A 24,105-nucleotide genomic window follows, 5' to 3' on the forward strand; every position below is an offset into this window, starting at 1 on the left:
CTGGCCGATGCGCGCCTAGGGCTCCGCCAGCCTGGTCCACCACCAGCGCCAGCGCGCCATGGGCTTGCCCTCGCTGTCCAGCGGCCGGCCGTCGTCGGCGAACGGCTGGGCGCCGTCCAGTAGCTGGCCGTTCAGGTAGCGTCCGTCGAAGGCCAGTTGGCCATTGCCATGGAAGCGTTGGTAGACCCCGTCGCGTACGCCGTCGCGGTAATGCTCGCGCTCGGCCACCTGGCCGTTGGCGAAATAGTTGAACGCTTCGCCGTGGAGCAGCCCGTTGCGGTAGTGCGCCTTGCGCTGCAACCAGCCTTCCGCGGCATGGAAACTCGCCGGCCCGTGCAGCTTGCCGTCGACGAAGGCGAGTTGCGCGGAGACCTTGCCGTTGGGATGGAACAGGGTGCTGGCGCCGTGCAACTGGCCCTGCCGGTAGCCGAGGCTGGCCTGCGGCCTGTCGTGCTCGTCGATGCGCAACGGGCCTTCCAGGCTGCCGTCGAGCAGGTTGCCGGCGAGATGGCTGTCGCCACGAACCAGGTCGAGCTTGCCGGATGCCGCCATGCGCTTCTCCTCAGTTGACCTTTACCAGGCCGCCCTTGATGGTCAGCATGCCGCCGCCGTCCACCGTCTGTTCGGCGCCGGCCTTGTTGGTCAGGCTGACGCCGGCATCGTTGGTCAGGCTGGTGCCGGCCTTGTTGGTGAGGGAGGTGCCGGCCTGGTTGGTCAGCGACGTCCCGGCCTTGCTGGTCAGCGAGGTGCCAGCCTGGGCGGTGAGGTCGGCGTCGCTCTTCAGGGTCAGGCTGCCGCCGCTCTGCAGGGCGAGGGTGCCGCTGACCTTGATGGTCAGGTTGCCGTCCACCGTCAGCTCGAAGTTGCCGCTGACCTTGTGGCTGTAGTTGCCGCCGGTGCTGTGGGTCTGGTCGGCGCCCACCGTCACCGTGCGCGTGTCCTTCACATCCAGACTGTCGCTGCCGGTCTGGATGGTCACCGTGCGCTTGCCTTTCTCCAGGGTGACGGTCTCGTCGCCTTCCTTCACCGTGCGGGTGCGGGCGTTCTGCACCGTCAGGGTCTCGTCGTGGCCGATGCTGGCGGTGCTGTCGTTGAGCACGTTGACGTTGAGGTCCTTCTGCGCCTGGAGGAAGACTTCCTCGGCGTCCTTCTTGTCCTCGAAGCGCAGCTCGTTGAAACCGCCGCCGCCCTTCGACGAGTTGGTCTTGATCCCGGACTGCGTCTGGTTGTCCGGCAGCGCGTAGGGCAGGGCGTTGTCGCCGTTGTAGACGCAGCCGGTGACCAGCGGGCGGTCCGGGTCGCCGTCGATGAAGGTGACGATCACTTCCTGGCCGATGCGCGGCACGAACTGCATGCCGAAGCCCTTGCCGCTCCAGGGCAGCACCACGCGCACCCAGCAGGAGGAGGTCTCGTCGTTCTTGCCGTCGCGGTCCCAGGGGAACTGGATCTTGATCCGGCCGTACTGGTCGGTCCAGATCTCCTCGCCGGCCTTGCCCACCACCAGGGCGGTCTGGGTGTGCATGCGCGGCTTGGGCGTGACCCGCGCGGGGCGGTAGGCGGTGGCCTTGGGGATCGCCTCGAAGCGGTTGCGGTAGTGCGCGTGACTGGCGTCATGGGTGACCGAGGTCAGCACCCAGTCGATATTCAGCGAATCGTCGTCATGCCCGCTGAGGGTGAACCAGTGGCCGGGCACCAGCCAGCGGCAGTCGCTCTCGCCGATCAGGCGCTTTTCCTGGCTGCGCAGGCCGTCCACGCGCTGCTTGGTCAGCGCATCGCCGCGGCCCTTGGCGGTGTAGCCGCCGGGGTGTTCGTACCGTGCGCGCGGCCCGGCCTCGGCCTGTGCCTGGGAATAGAGCGAAGTACTGGGTGTGGTGAACTCGTAGTCGGTGGCGCTGTAGGTCCCGGCGACCGCCTGCAGGCAGTACTGCGCCGAACGGATGCCGTGCAGTTCGCGCACGCCGATCTCCTGGTCCAGGTATGGCACCTTGGGCCCGTTGGGGATCGGCGGGAAGGCGTCGTTGCTGTCCGCCAGCACCAACGTGTGCTTGCCCACTTCGTGGATGAAGAACCAGAAGATGCCTTCCTCCTCCAGCAGGCGCGAGACGAAGGCGAAGTCGGTCTCGCCGTACTGCACGCAGTATTCACGGGGCTCGTAGCTGCCGGTCAGCGACAGCTTGAAGTCGGTGAAGCCGTGGGCCTTGAAGATCGTGGTGACGATGTCGCTGGTGGCGAGGTTCTGGAACACGCGGTTGTTGCTGGCCAGGGTCAGCCACCAGAGCCATGGTCTGAGTACGAGTTGAAAACGGTCGGCAGTTGCGTCGGCGGGGAGCTGGTGGATTTCGGCGACCAGGGCGTCGAGGGGGCGTTGCTGGGAGTCGTTGTGCAGGGTGGCGCTGAGGTGCGAGGCGACGGTGTTGGATAGTGTCAGCGACGTGGAGCTGTTGCCCTGGAGAGACATGCTGTCCAATGTATTCAGCCTCTCGCCTCCGGCTAGGGTTTCCAGATTTAGGTCGCTCAACAACTCGGCGACTAATGAGAGGCTGCTGGTATCAGTGCCGCGAGACATGGTCGGTCACCAGTTCATTCGGGCGCAGAGAATGTCGTGGGTACTAGCAGTGGCGGTACTGTAGTCCTCGGAAAAGTTGAATGCGGTATGTGGCGGCGATGTCGCCATAATGTGGTCGAGGTTATTGGCAACCCCGGTGAAGTTGTCCAGTGGGGTATAGCCGGCATAGCTCTTGCCCAGTGCTGCCGGCTTGGCGTTCATGTCGCCTGCGATGACGATGAAGTCTGGGACGACGCCGATCGCGAGCATCGGGTTGTTGAGCAGTCCGCTTTGATCCAGCGCCAGATAAGCGTCGATCAAGGCTCCACCGCTCATCGAGCCCACGATGATCGGTAGCAAGGACACGCCAAGGGGGGCATGCCAGGTGATTAGCAGGATGTTGCTGCCGCCGACCTGCAGAAGGCTATAGGCGGGTGTTCTGGCAGGTGGCGTCCAACTGGATGCCTGTAAGGCAGTATGGCCTGCCCAGGCCATGAATCCCGGATCGGCTGCATAGTTCCAGAGTGCAAGGGGAGTGGACACAGTCACACTCGCATTGCGCGTAGCACAGATATAACCCTTGCCCCCACCTCCAAGATTTTCATGGATGTGATGCACGGTGTAGCCAGCGAGGCCAGTCAGATAGTTACTGATGGCGCCTCCTGCACCTTGTTGAGCCTCCTGAATGAGGTAAATATCGATCACCGGGTGTGTGGCGTGAGCGGCATGGGTGGCAGCCTCGGCAGCCAGACTTGCCGCCTTCGGAAAGCTTTCGCCAGTACTATTCCAGGTCAGGATTCTGATGGAGGGCATGCTTTTTACATCCTTGTGCTTCTGGGGGCTGCCATGTAGAAATGGCAACCCTACCTTTATCTGGATTGTTCAGGGGAAGGTAGGGTCCTTAAAGGCATGTTTCGCCACATACACCGCAGTGCCACACCTGGGGCAGGAGCGGTGCTCGGCGAATATCTGGACAGCAGTATTTGTACGGAATTTATTGCCGCATTTGGGGCATTGCGTCAGGCCAGTTTGCTCGACAGCGTGCGGTGCTGCTTTAGGTGGGGAGCCGTCGGCTTTTTTGTATCTGGGCGTCCGCAGCCAAGTTGGATACTTGCGATGCTCGCGCCCTTCCAAAGTCACGATCCACATCTCTGGCCGATAGGGAATGAAGGCCTGATCCTTGTACGGCAGCATGCCTTGTAGCGCGGTGTGTAGGGCCTCGCGGCGAGCTTCGTCGACTGCTGGTGCTCCCCCTCGGGGGTTGTAGACTGTCAGCCGTGTAGCCTCAAATTCTCTCCGGTTGAATAGTGAGAGAAAGTCTTCCATGGCGTCATACAGCCGCTGCAACGCCTGCATTCTTGCCGGCTCTGTCCCCTGAAGGCCGTGCCTGAAAAGATCTAGGTCGGTGCCACCCTCATCGTCCCTGTCGGCGGGCCCTTCGACAATGTTCCAGGCAGGCCAGGAGAGTTTGGCGTAAAGCTCATCGCAGTCCTCTTGGGTCATCTGGGCATTCATCAGCCTGGAAATCAAGGGCCCCCACGAAACCACTCCGATGACTTTTACGTAGAGCACGCACCCTTTCCAGTAGTCGCACATCAGCAAGGCTTGCCAAGTATCGCGCAGTGTCTGCCAGGGGATGATGTGGTGATACTTCCACGAAATGTCCGGGACCAACTGCGTGCGCTTCCAGTGGAATGGAACGCTGTCACGCTCATTGGGCTTCACTCCGCTGAAAGATCCGCTCTTAGTGATCGACACAGCTCCTCCTAATTGATGCTTCTGAATAACTTCAGTGCGCGTGCCAGACAGTTGCTGCTTGACCAAGTAACGGAGTGGTGATGCTTGTAGCTACTCCAACACCCACTCCGCCAACTTCCCCGTCACCTGCGCCATCAGCACGTTCTCGATATCCCGCGCGCCCGCCGCGCTGCACTTGGCGAGCACGGCCTTGACGATGGCTGGGTCGAAGTCGAACTGTTTGCCGGTAGCGGCCTTGTAGCGTTCCCGCAGTTTTTCCAGCTTGGCCACGACGATGCCTTCCAGGGTGGCTTCCTCCAGCGGCCGGTAAGGCACCACGGTCATGCGCGCGAGGAACGCCGGGCGGAAGGTTTGCAGCAGGACTTTGCGCAGGCGCTCGTCGAAGGCCGGGGTGGCGACCTGTTCGGCCGGGCTGTCCAGCAGCAGTTCGGCGCCGACGTTGCTGGTGGCGAGGATCACGGTGTTCCTGAAGTCCACCACCAGGCCGGTGCCGTCTTCCATCACGCCCTTGTCGAACACGTTGTAGAAGGCTTCCAGCACGTCCGGATGGGCTTTCTCGATCTCGTCCAGCAGCACCACCGAATAGGGCTTGCGGCGCACCGCTTCGGTGAGCACGCCGCCGCTGCCGTAGCCGACGTAGCCGGGGGGGGCGCCCTTGAGCTGGCTGACGGTGTGGGCCTCCTGGTACTCGGAGAGGTTGATGCTGATCAGGTTGCGTTCGCCGCCGTAGAGGGCGTCGGCCAGGGCGTAGGCGGTCTCGGTCTTGCCCACGCCGGTGGGGCCGGGCAGGAGGAATACGCCGACCGGCTTGGCCGGGTCGCTGAGTCCGGCGCGATAGGCCTGGATGCGCTGGGCGATGGCGCCCAGGGCGGCCTCCTGGCCCATCACCCGCTGGCCCATTCGTTGCGCCAGGGAACGGATGGCGTGGGCTTCGTCGGCGAGCATCTTGCCCACCGGGATGCCGGTCCAGCCGGCGATCACCGCGGCCACGGTACGCGAGTCCACCTGCTCGGGAACCAGCGGGTCGTCCTGGCGGATGGCTTCGAGGCCGGCCGCCAGGCGCGCCAGTTCGGCGGCCAGGTGGTCGATGCGACCGTCCAGTTCCTCGTCGGGCTTGGCCGCGTCGGCGCTTTCGCTGAGGGCCAGCAGTTCGCGGCGGGTGTCGAGCAGTTCGCGCACCGCTTCGCGTTCCTCGTCCCAGCGGGTCTCCAGCTCGCGGATGGTCCGGCGGTTATCGCCCGACTCGCTTTCCAGGGCGGTGATACGCGCGCTGTGGTCGAGGCCGGTGGCCTGTTCCCGGCGCAGCCGCTGCAATTCCTCTTCCAGCGCCTGCTCGCGATGGCGCAGGCTTTCCAGCGGCGGCGGCACGTCGTGCTGGCCGAGGGCGACCCGCGCGCAGGCGGTGTCGAGCACGCTGATCGCCTTGTCCGGCAACTGGCGGCCGGAGATGTAGCGATGCGACAGCTTCACCGCATCGACGATGGCCGCGTCCATGATCTGCACGCCGTGATGCAGTTCCAGCTTGCCGGCGACGCCGCGCAGCATCTCCACGGCGGTGGCCTCGTCCGGCTCCTCGACCTGGACCAACTGGAAGCGCCGGGTCAGCGCCGGGTCCTTCTCGAAGTATTTCTTGTATTCCAGCCAGGTGGTGGCCGCCAGGGTGCGCAACTCGCCGCGCGCCAGGGCCGGCTTGAGCAGGTTGGCGGCGTCGCTGCCGCCTTCCGCGCCGCCGGCGCCGATCAGCGTGTGCGCCTCGTCGATGAACAGGATGATCGGCTGCGCGCTGTTGCGCACGGCGTCGATCACGCCCTTGAGGCGCTGCTCGAACTCGCCCTTCATGCTAGCGCCGGCCTGCAACAGGCCGAGGTCGAGCACCCGCAGGATCACCTCCTGCAACGACGGCGGCACCTCGCCGGCGGCGATGCGCAGGGCCAGGCCCTCGACCACAGCGGTCTTGCCGACGCCCGGCGCGCCGACCAGGATCGGGTTGTTCTGCCGCCGGCGCAGGAGGATGTCGACGCACTGGCGGATCTCCCCGTCGCGCCCGACTATGGGGTCGATGCGCCCGGCGCGGGCTTCGGCGGTGAGGTCCTGGGTGTACTGGTCGAGCAGCGGGTCCTGGGCGCTTTCCGGCTTGTCGCCGCCTGCCGCCGGGCGGTTCGGCGCGGCCGGCTGTTCGCGGGAGGCCTGGATCCACTCCAGCAGGTTGGCCTGCAAGGCCTCGTGGGGAATCCGCAGCAGCGACGACGCGCTGTTCAGCAGCAGGGCGCGGCGCTCCTCGCGGTCGAGCAGGGCGAGCAGCAGCAGGCCGGAACGAATCTGCGCCTGGCCGAGCACGCTGGCGTGGACCACGGCGTCTTCGAGCAGGCCGATGGTGTGCGCGGACAGCGCCGGAGTGCGGGTATTGCCGGCCTTGAACAGCTCCAGCGACAGGTTGATCTCGGCGACCAGGGCGTCGCGCTCCAGGCCGAAGCGCGGCAGCAGGCAGGCGAAGTCGCCGCCGTCGATGTCCAGCAGTTCCAGCAGCAGGTGCTCGATCTCTACGTAATGATGGGTGCGTTGCAGGCAGCGTTGCGCGGCGCGCTCCAGGGCGCGGCGACAGTCCGGGTTGAGGCGGCCGATCAGGGCGGCGAGTTCCATTTCAGGCTACCTCCGGCTGCCGCAGGTCGAGATCGATGCGCTGCCGCTGGCTGTCTTCGACGCGCCGCAGGCCGGTGTTCCAGCTCAGCCTGGGCGGTGCACCGCGCTCCAGGCGCAGCGGCGCGCCGCCGCTCACCAGCAGGCTCAGGCGACAATCCAGGTCGGGGCCGAAGTACAGCGCGGCGAGGCTGGCCAACTGGCCATGGGCGTCGCCGTCGGGGAAGAAGCGGACGGCCTCGCGGGCATCCAGCGGACCGAGGCTGAGGGCGATGCCGGCGTGTTCGTCCCAGGTGCGCGTGCCGGCTATGGCATCGCGACCCAGGCGCAGGTTGCGCCCGCCGCGTTGCAGCCGGCTGCGGCTGGCCGTGGGGATTTCCTTCCAGGCGCCCTGGTAGGCGTCCAGCCGTGCCTCCACGCCGAAGTGCTGGCGCACCAGGCCGGCGAAGCCGGCCAGGGAGCGACGCCCGCCGGCGAACAGCGCGGTGCGTGCCAGCACCGCGCTGTCCGGCAGCGCCAGGCGCTCATGCAGGGCTTTTGGCAACAGGCCGCTGAGGGCACGTAGCTGCGCCTGCACCGGGGTCGCCGCCGGCACCGCGAAACCGAGCGCCACGCGATGCTTGCGCAGCACCCGGTAGAGCAGGCTGAGCAGGCGGTGCTGGAACAGGTCGAGGAACTCGGCGGGGGCATGGTCCTTCTGCCGGGCGCGTTGTTGCAGCCATTCCTGGTAGGCATAGGGCAGCGGGCCGTCGGGGCCGCCGAGGCCGAACACCGGGGTGGACAGCACCGGTTGCTGCGGGTCGTCGAGCAGGCTTTCCACCTCGCTCGAGGCGAACAGCGGCAACAGCGGCCCGCGCAGGCGCAGGGCCTCCGCCCGCGGCGCGTTGCCGGTGCCCAGCGGCAACGCCTGGGGACGCTCGCGTTCGAGCAGCAGCAGCGCCTGCAACAGTTCGAAGCGCTGCGGCGTGCGGCGCAGCCGCTGACTCAGAGGGAGAGCGGCGAGCCGGCCTGGGGTTGCCATGTCTTCACCTCCTTGTCGGCTTCCACCAGGACCGTGCGCACGAAACGGTTGGCGGTGGCATACAGCGAGAAGAACTGCGCCAGCACGGCGGAGAACAGCACGCCGCTGGCGCCGACGAAGTGTTGCGGATCGAGACGCAGGCGGATTTCCAGGCCATTGCGCCAGCCGCGCCAGGCATCCTCGCCGACGTGCGCCACCACCCGCTGGCAGTCGAGTTGCCGCAGGCCTTCTATCTGCCGGCGGGCGCTGGCGTCGTCGCGCAGGTTGTGCAGGGCGAGGATTTCCCGCAGGGCTTCGAGGGCGCGCGGGCCTTCCACCAGCGAGAGGTGGTTGAGGGTCAGCTGCGAGACCAGTCTCCAGCGCGATTGGCCGTCCAGGCGCGGCTGGCTCTGCGCGCTGGGCGCGTTGCGCAGGCGTGCGGCGGCGACCGGCCCGGGCCGTTCGAAGCCCAGCGCGGTGCCGGCACCCAGGCGCTCGGCCAGATAGCGATTGGTGCATAGCAGCTCGGCGGTCAGGCTGAAGGCCGGGGTCTCGCGCAACGGGTCGAAGCCGGTATCCACCAGGCTCAGCAGCAGATCGCTGCCCAGCCGGTTCGGGGTCAGCCCGGCGATGCGCCGGGCGTGCCAGTAGAGCGTGCCGAGGTGGCTGTCGTGGCGGCAGCCATAGTAGGCCGGGACTGGCTGCACGGTGCTCCCGGCAACCGAGCGCACGGCGCGGATGCTATGGATTTCCACGCTGTTCTCGCGGTGACTGTCGGCGACCAGGCGGTACTCGCTGCGGGTGCCGTCCGGGCGCAGCGGCTCCGAGGTCTGCGGAAAGAGGTTGATCGCCGGCGCGCAGCCGAGCTGGAAGTCTTCCGCCTGCAAATGCAGGCGTGCCGTCGGTGCGCGATCGAAGACCAGGTACAGGTAGAGCGCCTGTCCGTCGGCGAGCGCGCCGGACAGCGGCAAGTCGAAGAAGTGGAACTTGTCGGGAAAGGCGAAGTACTCGGCGAGCAGGCGCAGGCCCGGATGTCCGCCGTCTTCCTCCGGCAGCAGCGCCTCGTCGGCGGCGAAGCCGACGATCGCCGGCATTCCGCAGAGCGCCGCCGGCGGCGTGCCGGGCGCCCCCGCCATGACCTGCACGGTATGCGCGGCGAGCAGGTCGTAGAGGATCGCGCAGCCCATCGGCGAAGCCGCCAGGTGGATGCGCAGGCGCTCGATCGACAGCTCCTCCCAGCGGTACTCGCCCAGGCAGCGCAGGCTCAGGCGCAACGCCGAGCGGGCGGCGCCGACTCCGGTCAGGGCTTGCGCCTCCTCGCCGCCGAGCAGGGTCGCTTCGTCGATCGCCAGCGGCCACAGGGTCGCCTCGGCGCTGCTGCGGAAATGCACGCTGTCGCCGCCGCGGGTGGTGACGAACAGCGCGGTGTCGCGCGGCAGCCGGTAGCCCTCGGCGAGGTTGCCCTGGGTCGGGTCCGGTTCGAACTGGACGATCGCGCAGGACGGCAGCGGGCGCAGCGCCAGCGGGTAGAGCTGTTCGAGGAGGGCGTCGCTGAACTCCGCGTAGTCGTCGTCGAGGCGCCGTTGCAGGCGCGCGGTGAGCAGCGAGAAGCCTTCCAGCAGACGCTCGACGTGCGGGTCGGGGCATTCGCCGGGGGCCAGTTGCAGGCGCCGGGCGACCTTCGGATAGCGCTCGGCGAAGGCGCCGCCGGCGTGCCGTAGCCAGGTCAGCTCGCGCTGGTAGTAGTCGAGCAGGTCGGCATCAATCGAATCGCTCATGGCGCACCTCGAGGCCATCGTTGCCCTGTTCGATGACGAACAGCGCAGGCGTCAGGCGCGACCCGCTGCGCAGGCTGCCGCCGAGCTGGATACGCAGGCGCTGCGGATTGCCCGGGTCAGGTTCGACCTCGACCTCGGCCAGTTGCAGGCGCGGCTCGAAATGCTCGACCGCCACCCGCACCTCGCGCGCCAGCTGGCGCCGGTCTTCGGCGCGCAGGCGTTGCACGGCGGTCCAGTCGGCGAGCCCATAGGCGAGGATGCCGCTGCGCGCATTCGCCGGACGCCGTGTATTGAGCAGGCGCAGCAGCTCGCCGCGGACCGACTCGGCCAGCGCCCGGTCGTCGAACGCTGGACGTTCGTCGGCCTCGGCGCTGAGGCGCTCGAACAGTGGCGGCAGGGCTCCGGACATGTCGGCGCTCGGTCACTTGACCAACTGGTTGGCGGCCAGGTCCCAGGTCGAGGCAGCCGTGCCTTCCTTGGTGCCGTCGTCCTTCTGCGCGGTCAGCTCCCACTTGATCTTGGTGAAGTTCAGCGACAGGGTTTCCACCGGCTTGCCGCCGGCGCCGCCGCTGACGCTGACGTTGGAGAGCACCACGTTGTTCAGGGTGTAGACGATGAAGGGCATGATCTGCCCGTTGCCCTCGGCGGCGTTGCGGCCGATGGTGATGGTCGCCTCGGCGATCGGCTTGCCGGCGCAGCAATACTCGTTGAGGGTCGGGGTCGAGGTGTCGATGAACTTGGTGAGGGTGAATTCGCCGACGTGGGGTTTGCCGGAGGTGCGTTCCGAGTTGCTGACGTCGTTGGTGACCTGCATCGCCACGTTGTGGCTGTAGGACATGATTTCGATCTTGTTTTCGTAGCCGACGAGCAGGCTGTCGCCTTTGATGTCGCTGCCGAAATCGAGAATGATCGCATCCATCGCATCTGACTCCTGGAGAGGGGCTGTCTGGAACGGGAAGGGCGCCCCGCCGGCGCTGCCGGCGGGGGCGAGCTCACGCCGCTACCGGCGGCGGCAGGTTGGCGACCAGGCGGATCGACGCGCTGAGTTCCTCGAGCTGGAAGTGCGGCCGGAGGAACACCGTGGCGCGGTAGGCCCCCGGTTTGCCGGCCACCTCGCTGACATCCACCCGCGCCTCGCGCAGCGGGTACTGCGCCTTGATTTCCTGCGGTGCGTTGTCGTTGATCAGCACGTAGTCGGCGATCCAGTTGTTCAGGTAGGTCTGCACGTTGTCGCGGGTCATGAAGCTGCCGACCTTGTCGCGCATGATCACCTTCAGGTAGTGGGCGAAGCGCGATGCCGCCAGCACGTACGGCAGCATCGCCGACAGGCGCGCGTTGGCGTTGGCCTCGTTGGTGTTGTAGAGCCTGGCCTTGTTGGTGGTCTGGCCGCCGAAGAACACCGCCACGTCGCTGTTCTTCTTGTGGCACAGGGAAATGAAGCCGAGATCGTTGAGTTCCTTCTCGCGGCGGTCGGTGATCGCCACTTCGGTCGGGCATTTCAGCGACAGGTCGCCGGAGCTGGTGCGGAACGTGTGCGCTGGCAGGCCCTCGACCGCGCCGCCGCCTTCCGCGCCGCGGATCGCCGCGCACCAGCCGTACTTGGCGAAGGCCTCGGTGATGCGCTGCGCCAGGACCCAGGCGGCGTTGCCCCAGAGGTACTTGGAGTGGTCGGTGCCGTTGACGTCCTCGACATAGTTCATGCCTTCCACCGGGCGCGTCTCCGGGCCGTAGGGCAGGCGCAGGAGGAAGTTCGGCAGCACCAGGGACACGTAGCGCGAATCCTCGCTCTCGCGGAAGGCGCGCCACTTGATCAGCTCCAGGCTCTCGAAGATCTTGGTCAGGTCGCGCGGTACGGCCAGTTCGGTGAAGCTGTTCATGTCGAACAGGCGTGGGCTGGCGGCGGCGATGAACGGCGCGTGGGCAGCCGCGGCGACGTTCGACAGCTTCTCCAGCAGGCCGATGTCCTGCGGATGGCGACCGAAGGTGAAGTCGCCGATCAGCAGGCTGAAGGGGTGTCCGCCGAAGGTGCCGTATTCCTCTTCGTAGATCTTCTTGAACAGTGCGCTCTGGTCGAACTCGACCGCCTTCTCCAGGTCGTTCTGCAGTTCGTTCTTGCCGACGTTCAGCAGGCGCAGCTTGAGCCGCGCGCTGGTCTCGGTGTTGCTCACCAGTTGGTGCAGGCCGCGCCAGGAGGCTTCCAGCTTCTGCAACTCGGGGTGGTGGATGATCTGGTTGAGCTGGTCGCTGATCAGCGCATCGATCTGGCTGATGCGGTCGTTGATCATCGCCACGGTGTCCTTGTCGACGGCCATGCCCTCGTCGAGGACCTGGGTGGCGAATTCCGCGAGCATGTCGCGGGCATAGTCCTGCTGGCTGTCGTCGTGGGCCATGCGGCCCTTTGCGATGATCTCGTCGAGCAGGGACAGGGTCTGGGTCGAACTCTCGCCGGATTGTTCGGCGGCGGATGACTTGGGCATGGCGGCTTCTCCGGGAAGAGGGTCAGGCCGGCTGGTCGGCCGGGGGTTCGCTGTCGCCGGCCGGGGCCGCTTCGGCTTCCGGGCGGGCCGCTTTGATTTCCTGCAGGCCTTCGGTGTTGGCCACCACGTCCTGCAGCAACTGGTCGAGGTCGTCGTTGCCGTCGAGCTTGGTCAGCAGGTCGCGCAGGCGCTGGCGTGCTTCGAACAGGCGACGCAACGGGACCACCTGCTTCACCAGGTTGACCGGGTCGAAGTCCTCGATGTGGTTGAAGCGCAGCTCGACGTTCAGCTTGCTGTCGTCGCCGCTGATGGTGTTGTCGACCTGCAGGGTGGCGCGGGGAGAGATGGAGGAGAGGATCTCGTTGAAGTTGTCGCGGTCGATGTCGACGAAACGCCGTTCGACCAGCTTCGCCGGCGGGGTATCCGGCTTGCCGGAGAGGTCGGCGAGGATGCCGACCACCAGGGGCAGCTCCTTCTTCTCGATGGCGTTGCCGATCTCGACGTCGTAGGTGATCTGCACGCGCGGCGGGCGCACCCGGTCCAGCTTGTGCTGCGTACTCTCGGCCATGGCGGCTGACTCCGATGCAATGGTGGGGGCGCAATGCATCGGGGGATGCCCTGATCATCGCAGTCCCTTGCTGGATCACAGGCATGACAGGGAAAACGGCGCAGAACCTGTCCTTGGCGATCCCTCTGGTCCGTCACTGGCGACGAACTACAAAAGACGCTAGAACAGGTCTATGGATTTGCAAAATAAAATTTTCGTTGGACTCCCATGAAGCACGGATGTTTCACCATATGTCGGAAATTCTCCCTGCCGCTGGCGATCCTGGCGCTGGCCGGCTGCTCGTATTTCTTCGCGCCGCGGGTCGAGTTGCAGCGGCTGACCCTGGATGTCGCCGCGCGCGCCAACGACGACTCGCCGATCGCCGTGGATTTCGTCGCGGTGAAGGATGCGGAGCTGTTCAAGGAACTGGCCGGACTGCCGGCCAGCCAGTGGTTCGCCAATCGCGAGCAGTACCGCCGCGACTACCGGCAGCAGTTCGCGGTATGGAGCCTGGAGCTGGTCCCGGGGCAGTTCATCGAGTCGGAGTCCTTCCCCTTGCGCGGCGACCGCGCAACTGGACTTTTGGTCTTCGCCGGCTATAACACACCCGGCGCGCACCGCTTGCGCCTCGACCAGCAGCAGCGCGTCTGGCTGCGTCTGGATACCCGGGAAATGCGACTGGTCAACGATCCCGCCACGCGTTAGCGGAGGGGCAGGCGAGCGACCGTCGTGCACGACAACGTAGGACGTCGAAGGGGAGTCGTATGAGTGTTCTGCCTGACGCGGTGTGCTGGCACGAAGGGATGCAACTGCTTCCCCAGCATTTCCAGTTGCAGGGATTGCGTGCCGAGGCGCTGGCGGCGCGCATCGGACAGGCCTGCAACCCTTGGTTCTGGGGAGTGACCGCCCTGGAACTGGACCCCTCGGCGTTGTGCGCCGGCCAAGTGCGGGTCCTGCACCTCGAAGCGATCCTGCCCGACGGCCTGCCGGTGAGCGTGCAGGCTGGTGTCGACGCGCCGCTGGAGTTCGATCTGGAGACAGCGCTGGCGGCCGCCGAAGGGCCGCTGCTGAACGTCCACCTGGCGGTCAGTCCGCTGTGGCGGGCGGGTCAGTTGCTGCCGCTGAAGGGCCGTCTGCAATCGCGGGTCGGCGCGCCGCTGCCGGACCTGGCCAGCGGCGAGCACCCCGAGCCGATCACCGTCTGGCGAGCGTCGCTGCGGCTGGTCGGCGACGACGGCAAGGCCGACTCCGTGTGCCTGCCGTTGCTGCGCGTGGCGAAGGAGGGCGGCGCCTACGTCAGCCTGCCCTACGTCCCGCCGACGCCACTGATCCTGCCGGAGTCGCCCCTGGGCAGACGCGTGCAGTCACTCTGCGCGCGGGCCCGGGAGAAGGCGCTGTTCCTCGGCGGGCGCCTGCGCCTGGCGCAGCAGGCGGGCAACCAGGACGACGCGGTGGAAATCCGTCGCCAGCTTGCCGCGCTCTGGACCCGCCTGCCGGAGGTCGAAGGCCTGCTGGCAAGCCGTGCGGCCTCGCCGCTGGCCCTGCACGGCAGCCTGCTGGGCCTGGCCGGTGCCTGGGCGGCGCTCGATCCGCTGGCCGGCGTGCCGGCCTTCGAAGCGCTCGACTTCCTCGACCTGCGGCGTGGCTACGAGCCGCTGCTGGACTGGTTGGAGCGCGCCATCGAGTCGATCCGCGCGGGCTACCGCTGCCTGCCGTTCGAGCAGGAGGAACAGGTATTTTCCGTGCGCCTGCCCGATCCGGCGCCGCGTCAGCGCCTGGTGGTCGGCCTGCGGATGCCCGCCGGCGCCGGCGAACAGGCGGCGGCTGACTGGCTGGAGCGCGCCATCGTCGCCTCCGACCCGCACCTGCCGTTGCTCGCCCGGCAACGCATGAGCGGACTGGCGCGGCAGCCGATGAATCGCCAGGAACAGGTGGCCTACAGCGTTGGCGACGACACCCGTTTGTTCGTCGTGCAGGGTGCCGGCGACTGGTTCGATGCCGGCCAGCCGCTGCGCATCGTCGCGCCGGTCAGCGGGGTCGCCAGCAGTCCCTGGCAGATCGTGCTGTTCGTCGCCGACGGCAGCGACAACACCTAGACAGGAAGGAGCCGCCAATGCCCGAAGGGAGTGCAGGGCCTTTTTCCCAGGCGTACCAGGAGCAGCCGCTCAGCACGGCATTCCGCCAGGCCTGGCAGGAATGGCTGGAGGCCTGGGGCGCCCTCGACCGGGACGCCCAGGATGTGCCACGGATGGTCGAGCGCGCCCTCGAACTGTCCACCCGCATCACCCGGCGTCTGTGGCGCAGCGCCTTCGCCAGCGTCGGCGACGCGGCGGGCGTGCAGGTCAAGGCGATGGTCTATGCCTTCGTCGCCCTGGTCGACGAGACCCTGGTCTTCAGCGCCTGGCCGGGGCAGGGCGCCTGGCAGGACAAACCGCTGGAGTCGCATCTCTACGGCAGTCGCCAGGCGGGCGAATACCTGCCGCTGGCGATCAAGCGCCTGCTCGACGAACGCGCCCCGGCCAGTCGCGACCTGGCCAACGTCTACCTGCAATGCCTGATCCTCGGCTTCCGCGGTCGCCTGCGCGGGCCGCGCGGCGAGGCGCTGCACGAGAAGTGGCGGCAGGCGTTGTTCGCCTTCGCCTGGCAGCGCGAGGCGGACGCCGCCGACCTCGGCCGTCGCCTTGAGCAGCCCGCCGCTGCGCCGCCACGGCGTCTGCCGGTGCGCGCAGCGCTGCCGGACGGCTTCCGCCTGGGCCTGGCGGTGCTCGGGCTGGTGCTGTTGATGAGCGGTATCGGACACCTGTTCTGGCGCGACATCCAGCACGAAATGGCGGCGGTGACCCACCTGGCCGATGCGGAGCAGGCGCCATGAGCGGCGCGACCCTGTTCATGCTGGTTCTCCTCCTGGTGCTGCTGGCGCTGCTGCTGGGGGCGCTGGGCTGGTGGTGGCGAACCCGCGGTGGTACGGAGATCCGCAGCTTCTACGCGGCGGTCCGGCAGATGGAGCGCGAGCAGGGCTGGCAGGGCCGCTACGAAGCGCCCTGGCTGCTGATGCTCGGCAACGAGACCGAGGGCGAGCAGTTGTGCGCCACCTGGCGCCTGCTGCCGGTGGCGCGTCCGGCCTGGTTCGGCCGCTGGTGGTCGGACGGCGAGGGGGCGATCCTGCTGGTGCCCGAGTCGGTGTTCCTGCCCGACGAGGGCCTGCGCCGGCAAAGCGGCGCCTGGCTGCGCCTGTTGCGTCTGTTCCTGCGCCTGCGCAGCAGGCGCGCGCTGGACGGGGTGGTCTGGAACATTCCGCTGGCGCGGTTGCAGGATGGCGAGCAGGCGGCCAACCTCGGCCTCGCCGCGCGCCGTCGCTACGTGGAACTGACCCAGCGCCTTGGCCTGAGCCTGCCGGTTTACGTGGTGATCACTGGCCTGGAAGACCTGCCGGGTTTCCAGGAACTTCTCGCGGCGCTGCCCGAGGAGGCGCGCGAGCGCGCCCTCGGCTGGTCCTCGCCGTTCGCCGCCGAAGCGGCCTGGCAGTCGCGCTGGTGCGAGCAGGCGCTGGAGGAAATCACCGCCACCCTGACCGAGTCGATCGTCGAACTCGGTACCTTGCGCGGCCAGGTGGACAATGAGCTGTATTGCCTGCCGCCACGCCTGGAAAGCCTCCGCGGTTCGTTGCAGGCGCTGCTCGAACCGGTCTTCCAGGGCAACGCCAGGGGCGAGGCGCCGCGCTTTCGCGGTCTCTACCTGAGCGGCAGCGAGGCGGCGGGCGCGGCAGCCGACGATGTCCTGCCGGCGGTCGACGCGCCGCGTCGGCGCAGCAGCTTCGCCAGCCAACTGTGGGCACGGCGGATCCTTGCCGAGGAAGGCCTGGCCCAGGCGGTGCCGCGCATCCTCCAGCTGCGCCAGCGCTGGCAGCGCGGGATCGGCCTCGCCGCGTTGTGCCTGTGCCTGCTCTGGGGCGGCCTGATGACCTGGGTCTGGCGCGACGCGCTGCGCGACGCCGGTGAACTGTCGCAACTGCTGCATGGCGCCAGTGAGCGCTACCAGCCGCTCGACGACGACACTCGGCGCGCCGCCCAGGTCCGGCAGAACGTCCAGGCCTGGTGGCAACTGGTGTCACAGGCGCCGCGCTGGCGCTTCACTTCGCTGGCGTTTCCCAGTTCCTGGTTTTCCTCCCTGGATGCACGTATCGACAACGCGTATCGCCGCGTTTCCGAGCGCCTGCTGGTGCGACCGCTGCGCAGCCTGCTGGAAGGCGAGGCGAGTGACCTGCGGGCGATCCGCAGCGATGGCCAACCCGGCCTGAAGGAGGGCGACGACCCCAGCCAGTGGAAGGACTACCTGGCGGCGAAGGACCTGGTCGCCCGCGCCACTACGCTGGAGCGCCACAATCGCTTGTTCGCCCAGGCCATCGACAACCGCAGGACGCCGCTCGACGACCTTCTGCAACTGAGTAACGATGCCTTGGGCAGCAGCTACAACGCCGGCAGCCTGGCGCGCCTGGCCTATTACAACCGCATGCTGTTCGCCGAGCGTCCGGCCGATCTCGCCGCCCTCGACCTGGGCCGGGTCGCCGCCACGGCGGCGGATAACTTCCATGACCTGATGGCACGCTGGCTGAACGCCTACTTCCTCACCGACAGCCTGGAACGCACCGGCAATGCCCTGACCCAGGAACTCGCGCAGCTCGGCCAGGAACGAGACGCCACGGCGGCCCAGTTGCTGGGGATCGGCGAATTGATCAACCACCTGCAGCAACAGGTCAACCGCATCAACCTGATCTGGGGCAATGGCGTCGGCCAGGATCTCGTCCCTGGCTACCAGAACCTGCTCAAGAGCGCCCAGCAAAGCAGCTTGCTGGGAAACCGCGTGGAGGAACTGCAGAACCTCACCGTGCAGTTGCAGCAGCAGTTTCGCAGCGAATGGATCGCGCCTCCGGAGGCTGCCGGCGACGGCCTGCTGGTGAAACAGGGGGCGACGCTCAAGCTGGCCGATGACCTGCTCGGTCTGAAACGCGCCATCGATGACCTGAAGACCAAGGACTTCGTCTCCGTGGCCCTGGCGGACAAGACACTGGCGGACCACTCCTTGCTGAGCATCGACGATATCGGCGTGACTCAGGCGTTGAGCTTCTTCAACGACTTCACCGGCTACTACGAGAGCACCCTGCCATCGCTCAACCCGCGCTATCGCTATTCGGTCCTGCACGCCGCCGCCAGCGCGGCGACCGAGGCCATGTGGCAAAGCCTCGGGCCGCGCAGTCGTAGCCTGGCCAGTCGCAATGCCTCGCGTTTCGACGTGCAGGTCAAGCAGGTCCAGGTGTTGCAGGCGGCGCTGCTGGAGTTGCAGGACCTGCAGGCCGGCGCGCGCCTGCTGCTCAGCCTCAACGCGCTGGCCGTGGCCGATATCGGCCAGGCCCTGCGCGACATCGACGAGCAGGCGGTGCTGCGCGAGCCGGTCGATTTCAGCCGCTGGTCGGGCGCGCCGAATTTCGGCCTGCAGATGTTCCGCGCCCAGGACAGTGCCGAGCTGAAGCAAAGCCTGAACAGCCAGTTCAATGCCATGGCGGCCGTCGCCGAACGCCACGCCCCGGCGCTGGAGTGGTTGCAGGCGCAGCAATCCAGCCTGGCCACCGCCGACTACAACGCGTTCGTGCGCTTCAGCGCGCTCAACGCCGAACTGCAGAAATTCAAGGCCGACAACCCGGCGAGCACCGCGGCGCAGTTGGCGAAGCTGGTGGGTAACGATTTCAACCAGATGGACATCGGCAGTTGCGCCGACATTCTCAACGGCGTGCTCCTGCCGTCCAGCCGCAGCGACCTGGCGACGCGCCTGGTGGACCTGCGCCAGGGCGCGCTCGGGCGCTGCCAGTCGTTGCAACAGCAGCAGGCGGCGCAGGCCTGGAAGGACCTCGCCGACTACTTCAACCAGTACCTCGCCGGACGCTTCCCGTTCGCCTACAGCCTGGAAGCGGCCGATGCCGAGCCGGGGCGGGTGCGGCACCTGCTGAAACTGATGGAGACGCGCTTGCCGCAGGTGCGCGAAGGGCTGGCCCAGGTTCGCTCGCCGGACCTGCCGGCCGCCGAGGACTTCGTCCGCCGCCTGGAGCAGGCGCAGCGCTGGCTCGGCCCGCTGTTCGAGCGCGACAAGTCGGGCCTGCTCGGCGTCGCCCTGGACATCGACTGGCGCAGCGACCGCAGCCTGGAACGCGGCGCCGACCAGGTGATCGCCTGGAGCCTGTACTCGGGCGACCAGGAAAGCCGTTTCCCCGGCGCGCAGGACAAGGGCCTGACCTGGAATGTCGGCGATCCGCTGAAAATCATGCTGCGCTGGGCGAAGAACGGCTCGCAGCGTCCGGCAGACGACCCGCGCCAGGCCAGCCTGGCGGTGGCCGACCTCGAGGCCGGCTGGAGCTACCAGGGCTCCTGGGCGCTGTTGCGCATGATGCGCGCGCACTTCTCCCGGCAGCGCCCGCCGAACGTCGACTACACGGAGTTTCCGCTGGTCCTGCAACTGCCGGTGTATGCGCCCTACAGCCCGGAAAACGAGGCGCGGATGTTCCTCCGCCTGTCGTTGATGAGCCTGGGCGGCAAGACCCCGCTGTCCATCCAGCCGCTGCCGGTGCGCGCGCCGCAATCGCCGTTCGCGACGCTGTTGCCGGCCACCGTCGCCAGCACGGGAGGTACCCCATGACCCTGCCTCTTTCCGGCAACGCCCTGTCCCTGGAAGTGCTGCTCGAACCGATCGACCCCGGACAGCCGTGCGGCCCCAGCCTGCGCTACGACCCGGACTACGACCGCCTGCGCGAGTTGCGCCGGGAGGATGACAGCAGCCTGCCGACCGGCGTCTGGCAGGCGGAGGCCAAGCGCGCCGACTGGGCCGCGGTGGAGCAGTTGGCCAGCGATCTGTTGCAGCGGCGCAGCAAGGACCTGATGCTCGCCGCCTGGCTCGGCGAGGCCTGGCTGCAACGCGGCGGGCTGGGCGGATTGCAGCGCGCGCTGGTGCTGCTGGCGGAACTCTGCGAGCGCTACCCCGAGGAGGTGCATCCGCAAGCCCAGGACGGCGACCAGTCGTGGCGGGTGCCGCCCATCGACTGGCTGTTGCGCCGCTATGCCGAGCTGCTGCACACGCGCCTGCCGCTGATGGGGCAGGGCGCGTTCGCCGAGATCACCCTCTATGCCTGGCAGAGGTTGCAGCGCCAGCAGGTCGCCAGCGGCGACAGCAAGAGCGCCAAGGCGGCGCTGGAAGCGGCGCAACTTCAGCAGAAGAAGCTAGACGAAGCGTTGCGCGCGGAGCCCCTGGTGCAATGGCAGCGCAAGCAGGCCAGCCTGCTCGCCTGCCAGCAGCAACTACTGCGCCTGGAACAGTGGTGCGACCGCTGCCTGGGCGAACTCGCCCCCAGTTGCCAGCCATTGCGCGAGGTCATCGCGCAATGGCTGGCCTTGCTCAAGGAGTTCATCGCCATGCACCCGCAAGCGCCGCTGTCCGAAGAACAGCCCCCGGTCGCGGAGGCGGATGCCAGCGAAGGCGACGCGGACGGCGAGGAAAGCGTCCCGGCGAGCGCGCCGAGCGGGCCGGCTGGCGCGCCGACCAGTCGCGAGGACGCCTACCGGCAATTGCTGCTGATCGCTGACTACCTGGCGCGCACCGAGCCGCACAGCCCGGTTCCCTACCTGATCAAGCGCGCGGTGGAGTGGGGCAACAAGCCGCTGAGCGAGTTGCTGGCGGAGCTGATCAATGCGGACTCGGAGGCGCGCCGAGTCTGGTCGCTGCTTGGCGTACTGCCCTAATGAGCGGGGTTATATTTTTTATTCGAATATATAAATACGAATTCAGAATTTTTTAATCTATGGGTTCCTGGGGCAAGATGGGCGCACATTCCCCGGCTCGGAACCCAGCATGTCCGTCATCACCCATCCCCACGCCCGCGAGCTGACCAAATCGGCGCGCGCCACCGTGCTGGTGTTCAACGACCCCCGTTCCCGCGAGCTGCTGGAGCGCATCGAGCGCCTGGCGCCCAGCGAGGCCAACGCGCTGGTCATCGGCGAGACCGGCACCGGCAAGGAGCTGGTGGCGCGCCATATCCACGCCCTCAGCGGACGCAACGGCGGCCCGTTCGTCGCGGTCAACTGCGGTGCTTTCGCCGAGAGCCTGGTGGAGAGCGAGCTGTTCGGTCACGAGAAGGGCGCCTTTACCGGTGCGTTGCAGAGCAAGGCCGGCTGGTTCGAGGCAGCCAACGGCGGCACCCTGTTCCTCGACGAGATCGGCGACCTGCCGCCGAGCATCCAGGTCAAGCTGCTGCGCGTGCTGCAGGAACGCGAGGTGGTGCGGCTCGGTTCGCGCCGGCCGATCCCCATCGACGTGCGGCTGGTGGCGGCGACCAACGTCGACCTGGCTGACGCGGTGGTCGCCGGACACTTCCGCGAGGACCTGTTCTACCGCCTGCACGTGGCGACCATCCAACTGCCGCCGTTGCGCGAGCGCCGCGGCGATATCCTGCCGCTGGCCGAGTACTTCATCGTCGAGCACTGCCGGCGCCTCGGCTACACCAGCGCGAGCCTGAGCCCGGAAGCCGAGCGCAAGCTGCTCGGGCATTCCTGGGCGGGCAATATCCGCGAGCTGGAGAACGCCATCCACCACGCGCTGCTGGTCTGCCGCAACCGTCTGATCCAGCCGGCCGACCTGCACCTCATCGACATGCGTGCGCGCCAGGAGCCGAACGGCTTGCGCCGCGCTCCCGAAAGCGCCGCCGGCTCGGCGTTGGAGGCGGCGCTGCAGGCGCTGTTCGAGGAAAACCGCGAGGATCTCTACGAGCACATCGAGGAAACCGTGTTCCGTGCCGCCTATCGCTTCTGCCACGGCAACCAGTTGCAGACCGGACGCCTGCTGGGGATCAGCCGCAACATCGTGCGCGCCCGCCTGGAGAAGATCGGCGAGCTGGAAACCTCGCCACGGCACAACGTGGTCTCGCTGGTGGGCAAGTGAGCGTGGCGCTTTACAGTCTTTCACAATTCCCCCACAAAACCGGCAAGAACCCGGACGGCGGCTGTTCTACAACGGAGCGGTGAATCTCGTTGGCCGGACCAGGGACGTCGCCATGCCTCGCTCCGCTCGCCTGTGTCGCTCGCTCCCGGTAGCCGCTTTCCCGGCCGCGCCGAGTCCGCCTGGTCCTCCAGTCACAGCAACCTTGGTTTCCCGACCCGGCGAAGAGGATCGCTGCATGCCGTACTGTTCGCCGGAACAACTCGCCGACCTAGGCCCGCTGCTGGATTGCCTGCGCCGCTGGCCGCGCATCCGCGAGCCGCGGCCGGGGGTGTTCTACCTGGGCGACCAGCCGTTCTGCCAGTTCCATTCGCGCAATGGCCAGCGCTGGGCCGACGTCAAGCGGCGCAAGGGGCGCCTGCCGCCGTTCGTTCTGCCGCCGGGCGACCAGCATTCGGCGCGGGCATTCCAGATATTCCTGCTCCAGGCCTACAAGCTGAACTGAACTGTTGCCCGGGCAACAGTCGGACAGCAGCGCTGTTGCGTGGCTGACAGGCCGAGGCCGGAAACCCGCCGCAACTGCCCGGAAAACGCACATTTCCCCGTTGGTACGGCCCTTGCTCCAGGGCACTGCACCTAGCGCAACAGTCCACAGGGAAATCCCATGACCAGCCCCTTCAAAGTCGTCGCCGTCTCCGGCGGCACCTATCGCCCGTCCCGCACCCTGGTACTCACCCAGGCCCTGATCGCCGAGCTTGGCCAGTCGTTGCCGATCGACAGCCGGGTCATCGAGCTGACCGACATCGCCGCGCCGCTGGGCGCTACCCTGGCGCGCAACCAGGCGCCGGCGGAACTGCAGGCGGTGCTCGACGAGATCGAAAGCGCCGACCTGCTGCTGGTCGCCTCGCCGGTCTACCGTGGCTCCTATCCGGGCCTGCTCAAGCACCTGTTCGACCTGATCGACCTCAACGCCTTGATCGACACCCCGGTGCTGCTCGCCGCCACTGGCGGCACCGAGCGCCACGCGCTGGTCCTCGACCACCAGTTGCGCCCGCTGTTCAGCTTCTTCCAGGCGATCACCCTGCCCATCGGGGTCTACGCCAGCGAGGCCGACTTCGACAACTACCGGATCGTCAGCGAGCCGCTGAAGGCGCGCATCCGCCTCGCCGCCGAGCGCGCCGCGCCGCTGTTCGGCGGACGCTCCGAACTGTTGAAGATCGCCTGAGGTGCGCCGATGAACGTGTTCTGGTTCCTCCCGACCCACGGCGATGGCCACTTCCTCGGCACCAGCCAGGGCGCGCGGCCGGTCTCGCTGCCTTACCTGAAGCAGGTGGCACAGGCGGCCGACAGCCTTGGCTATCACGGCGTGCTGATCCCCACCGGACGCTCCTGCGAGGACTCCTGGGTGGTGGCCTCGGCGCTGGCGCCGCTGACCGAGCGCCTGCGCTTCCTGGTGGCGATCCGTCCGGGAATCGTTTCGCCGACCGTCTCGGCGCGGATGGCGGCGACCCTCGACCGCCTGTCCGGCGGGCGCCTGCTGATCAACGTGGTCACCGGCGGCGATCCCGACGAGAACCGCGGCGACGGCATCCATCTCGGCCACGCCGAGCGCTACGAGGTCACCGACGAGTTCCTTCGGGTCTGGCGGCGCGTCCTGCAGGGCGAGGCGGTGGACTTCCACGGCAAGCACATCCACGTGGAGAACGCCAAGGCGCTCTATCCGCCGCTGCAACGGCCGTATCCGCCGCTGTACTTCGGCGGTTCCTCGGAGGCCGCCCACGAACTGGCCGGCGAACAGGTGGACGTCTACCTGACCTGGGGCGAGCCGTTGCCGGCGGTGGCGGCGAAAATCGCCGACGTGCGCCAGCGAGCGGCTCGCCATGGGCGTACGGTGAAGTTCGGCATCCGCCTGCATGTGATCGTCCGCGAAACCGCCGAAGAAGCCTGGCGCGCCGCGGACAGGCTGATCGAACACATCTCCGACGAAACCATCGCCGCCGCGCAGCAGTCCTTCGCCCGTTTCGACTCCGAAGGCCAGCGACGCATGGCCGCGCTGCACGGCGGCCGCCGCGATCGCCTGGAGATCCAGCCGAACCTCTGGGCCGGGGTCGGCCTGGTGCGCGGCGGCGCCGGCACCGCGCTGGTCGGCGATCCGCGGCAGGTGGCGGAGCGCATCGGGGAATACGCCGAGCTCGGCATCGACAGCTTCATCTTCTCCGGCTATCCGCACCTGGAAGAGGCCTACCGCTTCGCCGAACTGGTCTTCCCGCTGCTGCCCGAACCCTACGCCAGCCTGGCCGGCCGTGGGCTGACCAACCTGACCGGGCCGTTCGGCGAAATGATCGCCAACGACGTGCTGCCGGCTCGCGCCGGCGCTTGAGCAGCCGGGC

The 24,105-nt window shown here is 67.6% G+C and carries 20 protein-coding genes; 9 read left to right on the forward strand and 11 right to left on the reverse strand.

The genetic code is table 11. The annotated features are described in order from the left end of the window. Positions 1-15 precede the first annotated feature (15 nt). The 11 genes from FHW81_RS16270 to tssB form a co-directional block, all read right to left on the reverse strand. Positions 16-552 (reverse strand): toxin-antitoxin system YwqK family antitoxin, encoded by a 537-nt coding sequence (locus tag FHW81_RS16270; protein ID WP_003114514.1) that lies wholly within the window; start codon positions 550-552, stop codon positions 16-18. A 10-nt stretch (positions 553-562) separates the two neighbouring features. After that, complete coding sequence (tssI, locus tag FHW81_RS16275; protein ID WP_004343732.1) at positions 563-2,566, reverse strand: type VI secretion system tip protein VgrG; 2,004 nt, start codon at positions 2,564-2,566, stop codon at positions 563-565. Between the two features lie 6 nt (positions 2,567-2,572). After that, complete coding sequence (locus tag FHW81_RS16280; RefSeq protein WP_003116945.1) at positions 2,573-3,358, reverse strand: hypothetical protein; 786 nt, start codon at positions 3,356-3,358, stop codon at positions 2,573-2,575. A 69-nt stretch (positions 3,359-3,427) separates the two neighbouring features. Then, complete coding sequence (locus tag FHW81_RS16285) at positions 3,428-4,303, reverse strand: hypothetical protein (RefSeq protein ID WP_003116944.1); 876 nt, start codon at positions 4,301-4,303, stop codon at positions 3,428-3,430. Between the two features lie 90 nt (positions 4,304-4,393). Beyond that, on the reverse strand, positions 4,394-6,943 hold the full coding sequence (gene tssH, locus FHW81_RS16290; RefSeq protein ID WP_019371762.1) for a type VI secretion system ATPase TssH: 2,550 nt from the start codon (positions 6,941-6,943) through the stop codon (positions 4,394-4,396). Between the two features lies 1 nt (position 6,944). After that, a complete protein-coding gene (tssG, locus tag FHW81_RS16295; protein ID WP_023128106.1) occupies positions 6,945-7,961 on the reverse strand; it encodes a type VI secretion system baseplate subunit TssG in 1,017 nt (338 codons plus the stop codon). Further along, entirely contained in the window at positions 7,925-9,718 is a 1,794-nt protein-coding gene (gene tssF / locus FHW81_RS16300; protein ID WP_003124580.1) for a type VI secretion system baseplate subunit TssF, read from the reverse strand. Before tssF ends, tssG begins: the two co-directional genes overlap by 37 nt. After that, positions 9,702-10,127: a type VI secretion system baseplate subunit TssE gene (tssE, locus tag FHW81_RS16305; RefSeq protein WP_003124581.1), complete on the reverse strand. Its 426-nt coding sequence runs from the start codon at positions 10,125-10,127 to the stop codon at positions 9,702-9,704. The genes tssF and tssE overlap by 17 nt, the downstream gene beginning before the upstream one ends. Positions 10,128-10,139: 12 nt before the next feature. Then, complete coding sequence (locus FHW81_RS16310; RefSeq protein ID WP_003089495.1) at positions 10,140-10,637, reverse strand: Hcp family type VI secretion system effector; 498 nt, start codon at positions 10,635-10,637, stop codon at positions 10,140-10,142. 73 nt (positions 10,638-10,710) lie between these two features. Continuing rightward, positions 10,711-12,195, reverse strand: a complete 1,485-nt coding sequence (tssC, locus tag FHW81_RS16315; RefSeq protein ID WP_003089494.1) for a type VI secretion system contractile sheath large subunit — start codon at positions 12,193-12,195, stop codon at positions 10,711-10,713. A 22-nt stretch (positions 12,196-12,217) separates the two neighbouring features. Beyond that, on the reverse strand, positions 12,218-12,763 hold the full coding sequence (gene tssB / locus FHW81_RS16320; RefSeq protein ID WP_003089493.1) for a type VI secretion system contractile sheath small subunit: 546 nt from the start codon (positions 12,761-12,763) through the stop codon (positions 12,218-12,220). A gap of 207 nt (positions 12,764-12,970) precedes the next feature. Here tssB and FHW81_RS16325 point away from each other — a divergent pair, with 207 nt between their 5' ends. The 9 genes from FHW81_RS16325 to ssuD all read left to right on the forward strand — a co-directional run bounded on the left by FHW81_RS16325 (position 12,971) and on the right by ssuD (position 24,095). Next, positions 12,971-13,447 carry a hypothetical protein gene (locus tag FHW81_RS16325; protein WP_003450945.1) on the forward strand — a complete coding sequence of 159 codons (477 nt, stop codon included), beginning with the start codon at positions 12,971-12,973 and terminating at the stop codon, positions 13,445-13,447. Between the two features lie 59 nt (positions 13,448-13,506). After that, positions 13,507-14,838, forward strand: coding sequence for a type VI secretion system baseplate subunit TssK (gene tssK / locus FHW81_RS16330; protein WP_020750612.1), 1,332 nt, complete (start codon positions 13,507-13,509; stop codon positions 14,836-14,838). A gap of 17 nt (positions 14,839-14,855) precedes the next feature. Beyond that, positions 14,856-15,614, forward strand: coding sequence for a DotU family type IV/VI secretion system protein (locus FHW81_RS16335; RefSeq protein WP_003104706.1), 759 nt, complete (start codon positions 14,856-14,858; stop codon positions 15,612-15,614). Then, a complete protein-coding gene (locus tag FHW81_RS16340) occupies positions 15,611-19,426 on the forward strand; it encodes a type VI secretion system protein (RefSeq protein ID WP_429479484.1) in 3,816 nt (1,271 codons plus the stop codon). The genes FHW81_RS16335 and FHW81_RS16340 overlap by 4 nt, the downstream gene beginning before the upstream one ends. After that, positions 19,423-20,523, forward strand: coding sequence for a type VI secretion system protein TssA (gene tssA, locus FHW81_RS16345; protein ID WP_014602903.1), 1,101 nt, complete (start codon positions 19,423-19,425; stop codon positions 20,521-20,523). The genes FHW81_RS16340 and tssA overlap by 4 nt, the downstream gene beginning before the upstream one ends. A 109-nt stretch (positions 20,524-20,632) precedes the next feature. Then, positions 20,633-21,718 carry a sigma-54 interaction domain-containing protein gene (locus tag FHW81_RS16350; RefSeq protein WP_106120652.1) on the forward strand — a complete coding sequence of 362 codons (1,086 nt, stop codon included), beginning with the start codon at positions 20,633-20,635 and terminating at the stop codon, positions 21,716-21,718. A 235-nt stretch (positions 21,719-21,953) separates the two neighbouring features. Next, positions 21,954-22,220, forward strand: a complete 267-nt coding sequence (locus FHW81_RS16355; protein ID WP_003104712.1) for a hypothetical protein — start codon at positions 21,954-21,956, stop codon at positions 22,218-22,220. A gap of 159 nt (positions 22,221-22,379) precedes the next feature. Continuing rightward, positions 22,380-22,940, forward strand: coding sequence for an FMN reductase (gene msuE, locus FHW81_RS16360; RefSeq protein ID WP_003089470.1), 561 nt, complete (start codon positions 22,380-22,382; stop codon positions 22,938-22,940). A gap of 9 nt (positions 22,941-22,949) precedes the next feature. Next, on the forward strand, positions 22,950-24,095 hold the full coding sequence (gene ssuD / locus FHW81_RS16365; RefSeq protein WP_003104713.1) for an FMNH2-dependent alkanesulfonate monooxygenase: 1,146 nt from the start codon (positions 22,950-22,952) through the stop codon (positions 24,093-24,095). Positions 24,096-24,105 lie beyond the last annotated feature (10 nt).

Source organism: Pseudomonas sp. RC10-4-2 (genome assembly GCF_050433085.1).
Classification (GTDB): domain Bacteria; phylum Pseudomonadota; class Gammaproteobacteria; order Pseudomonadales; family Pseudomonadaceae; genus Pseudomonas; species Pseudomonas aeruginosa.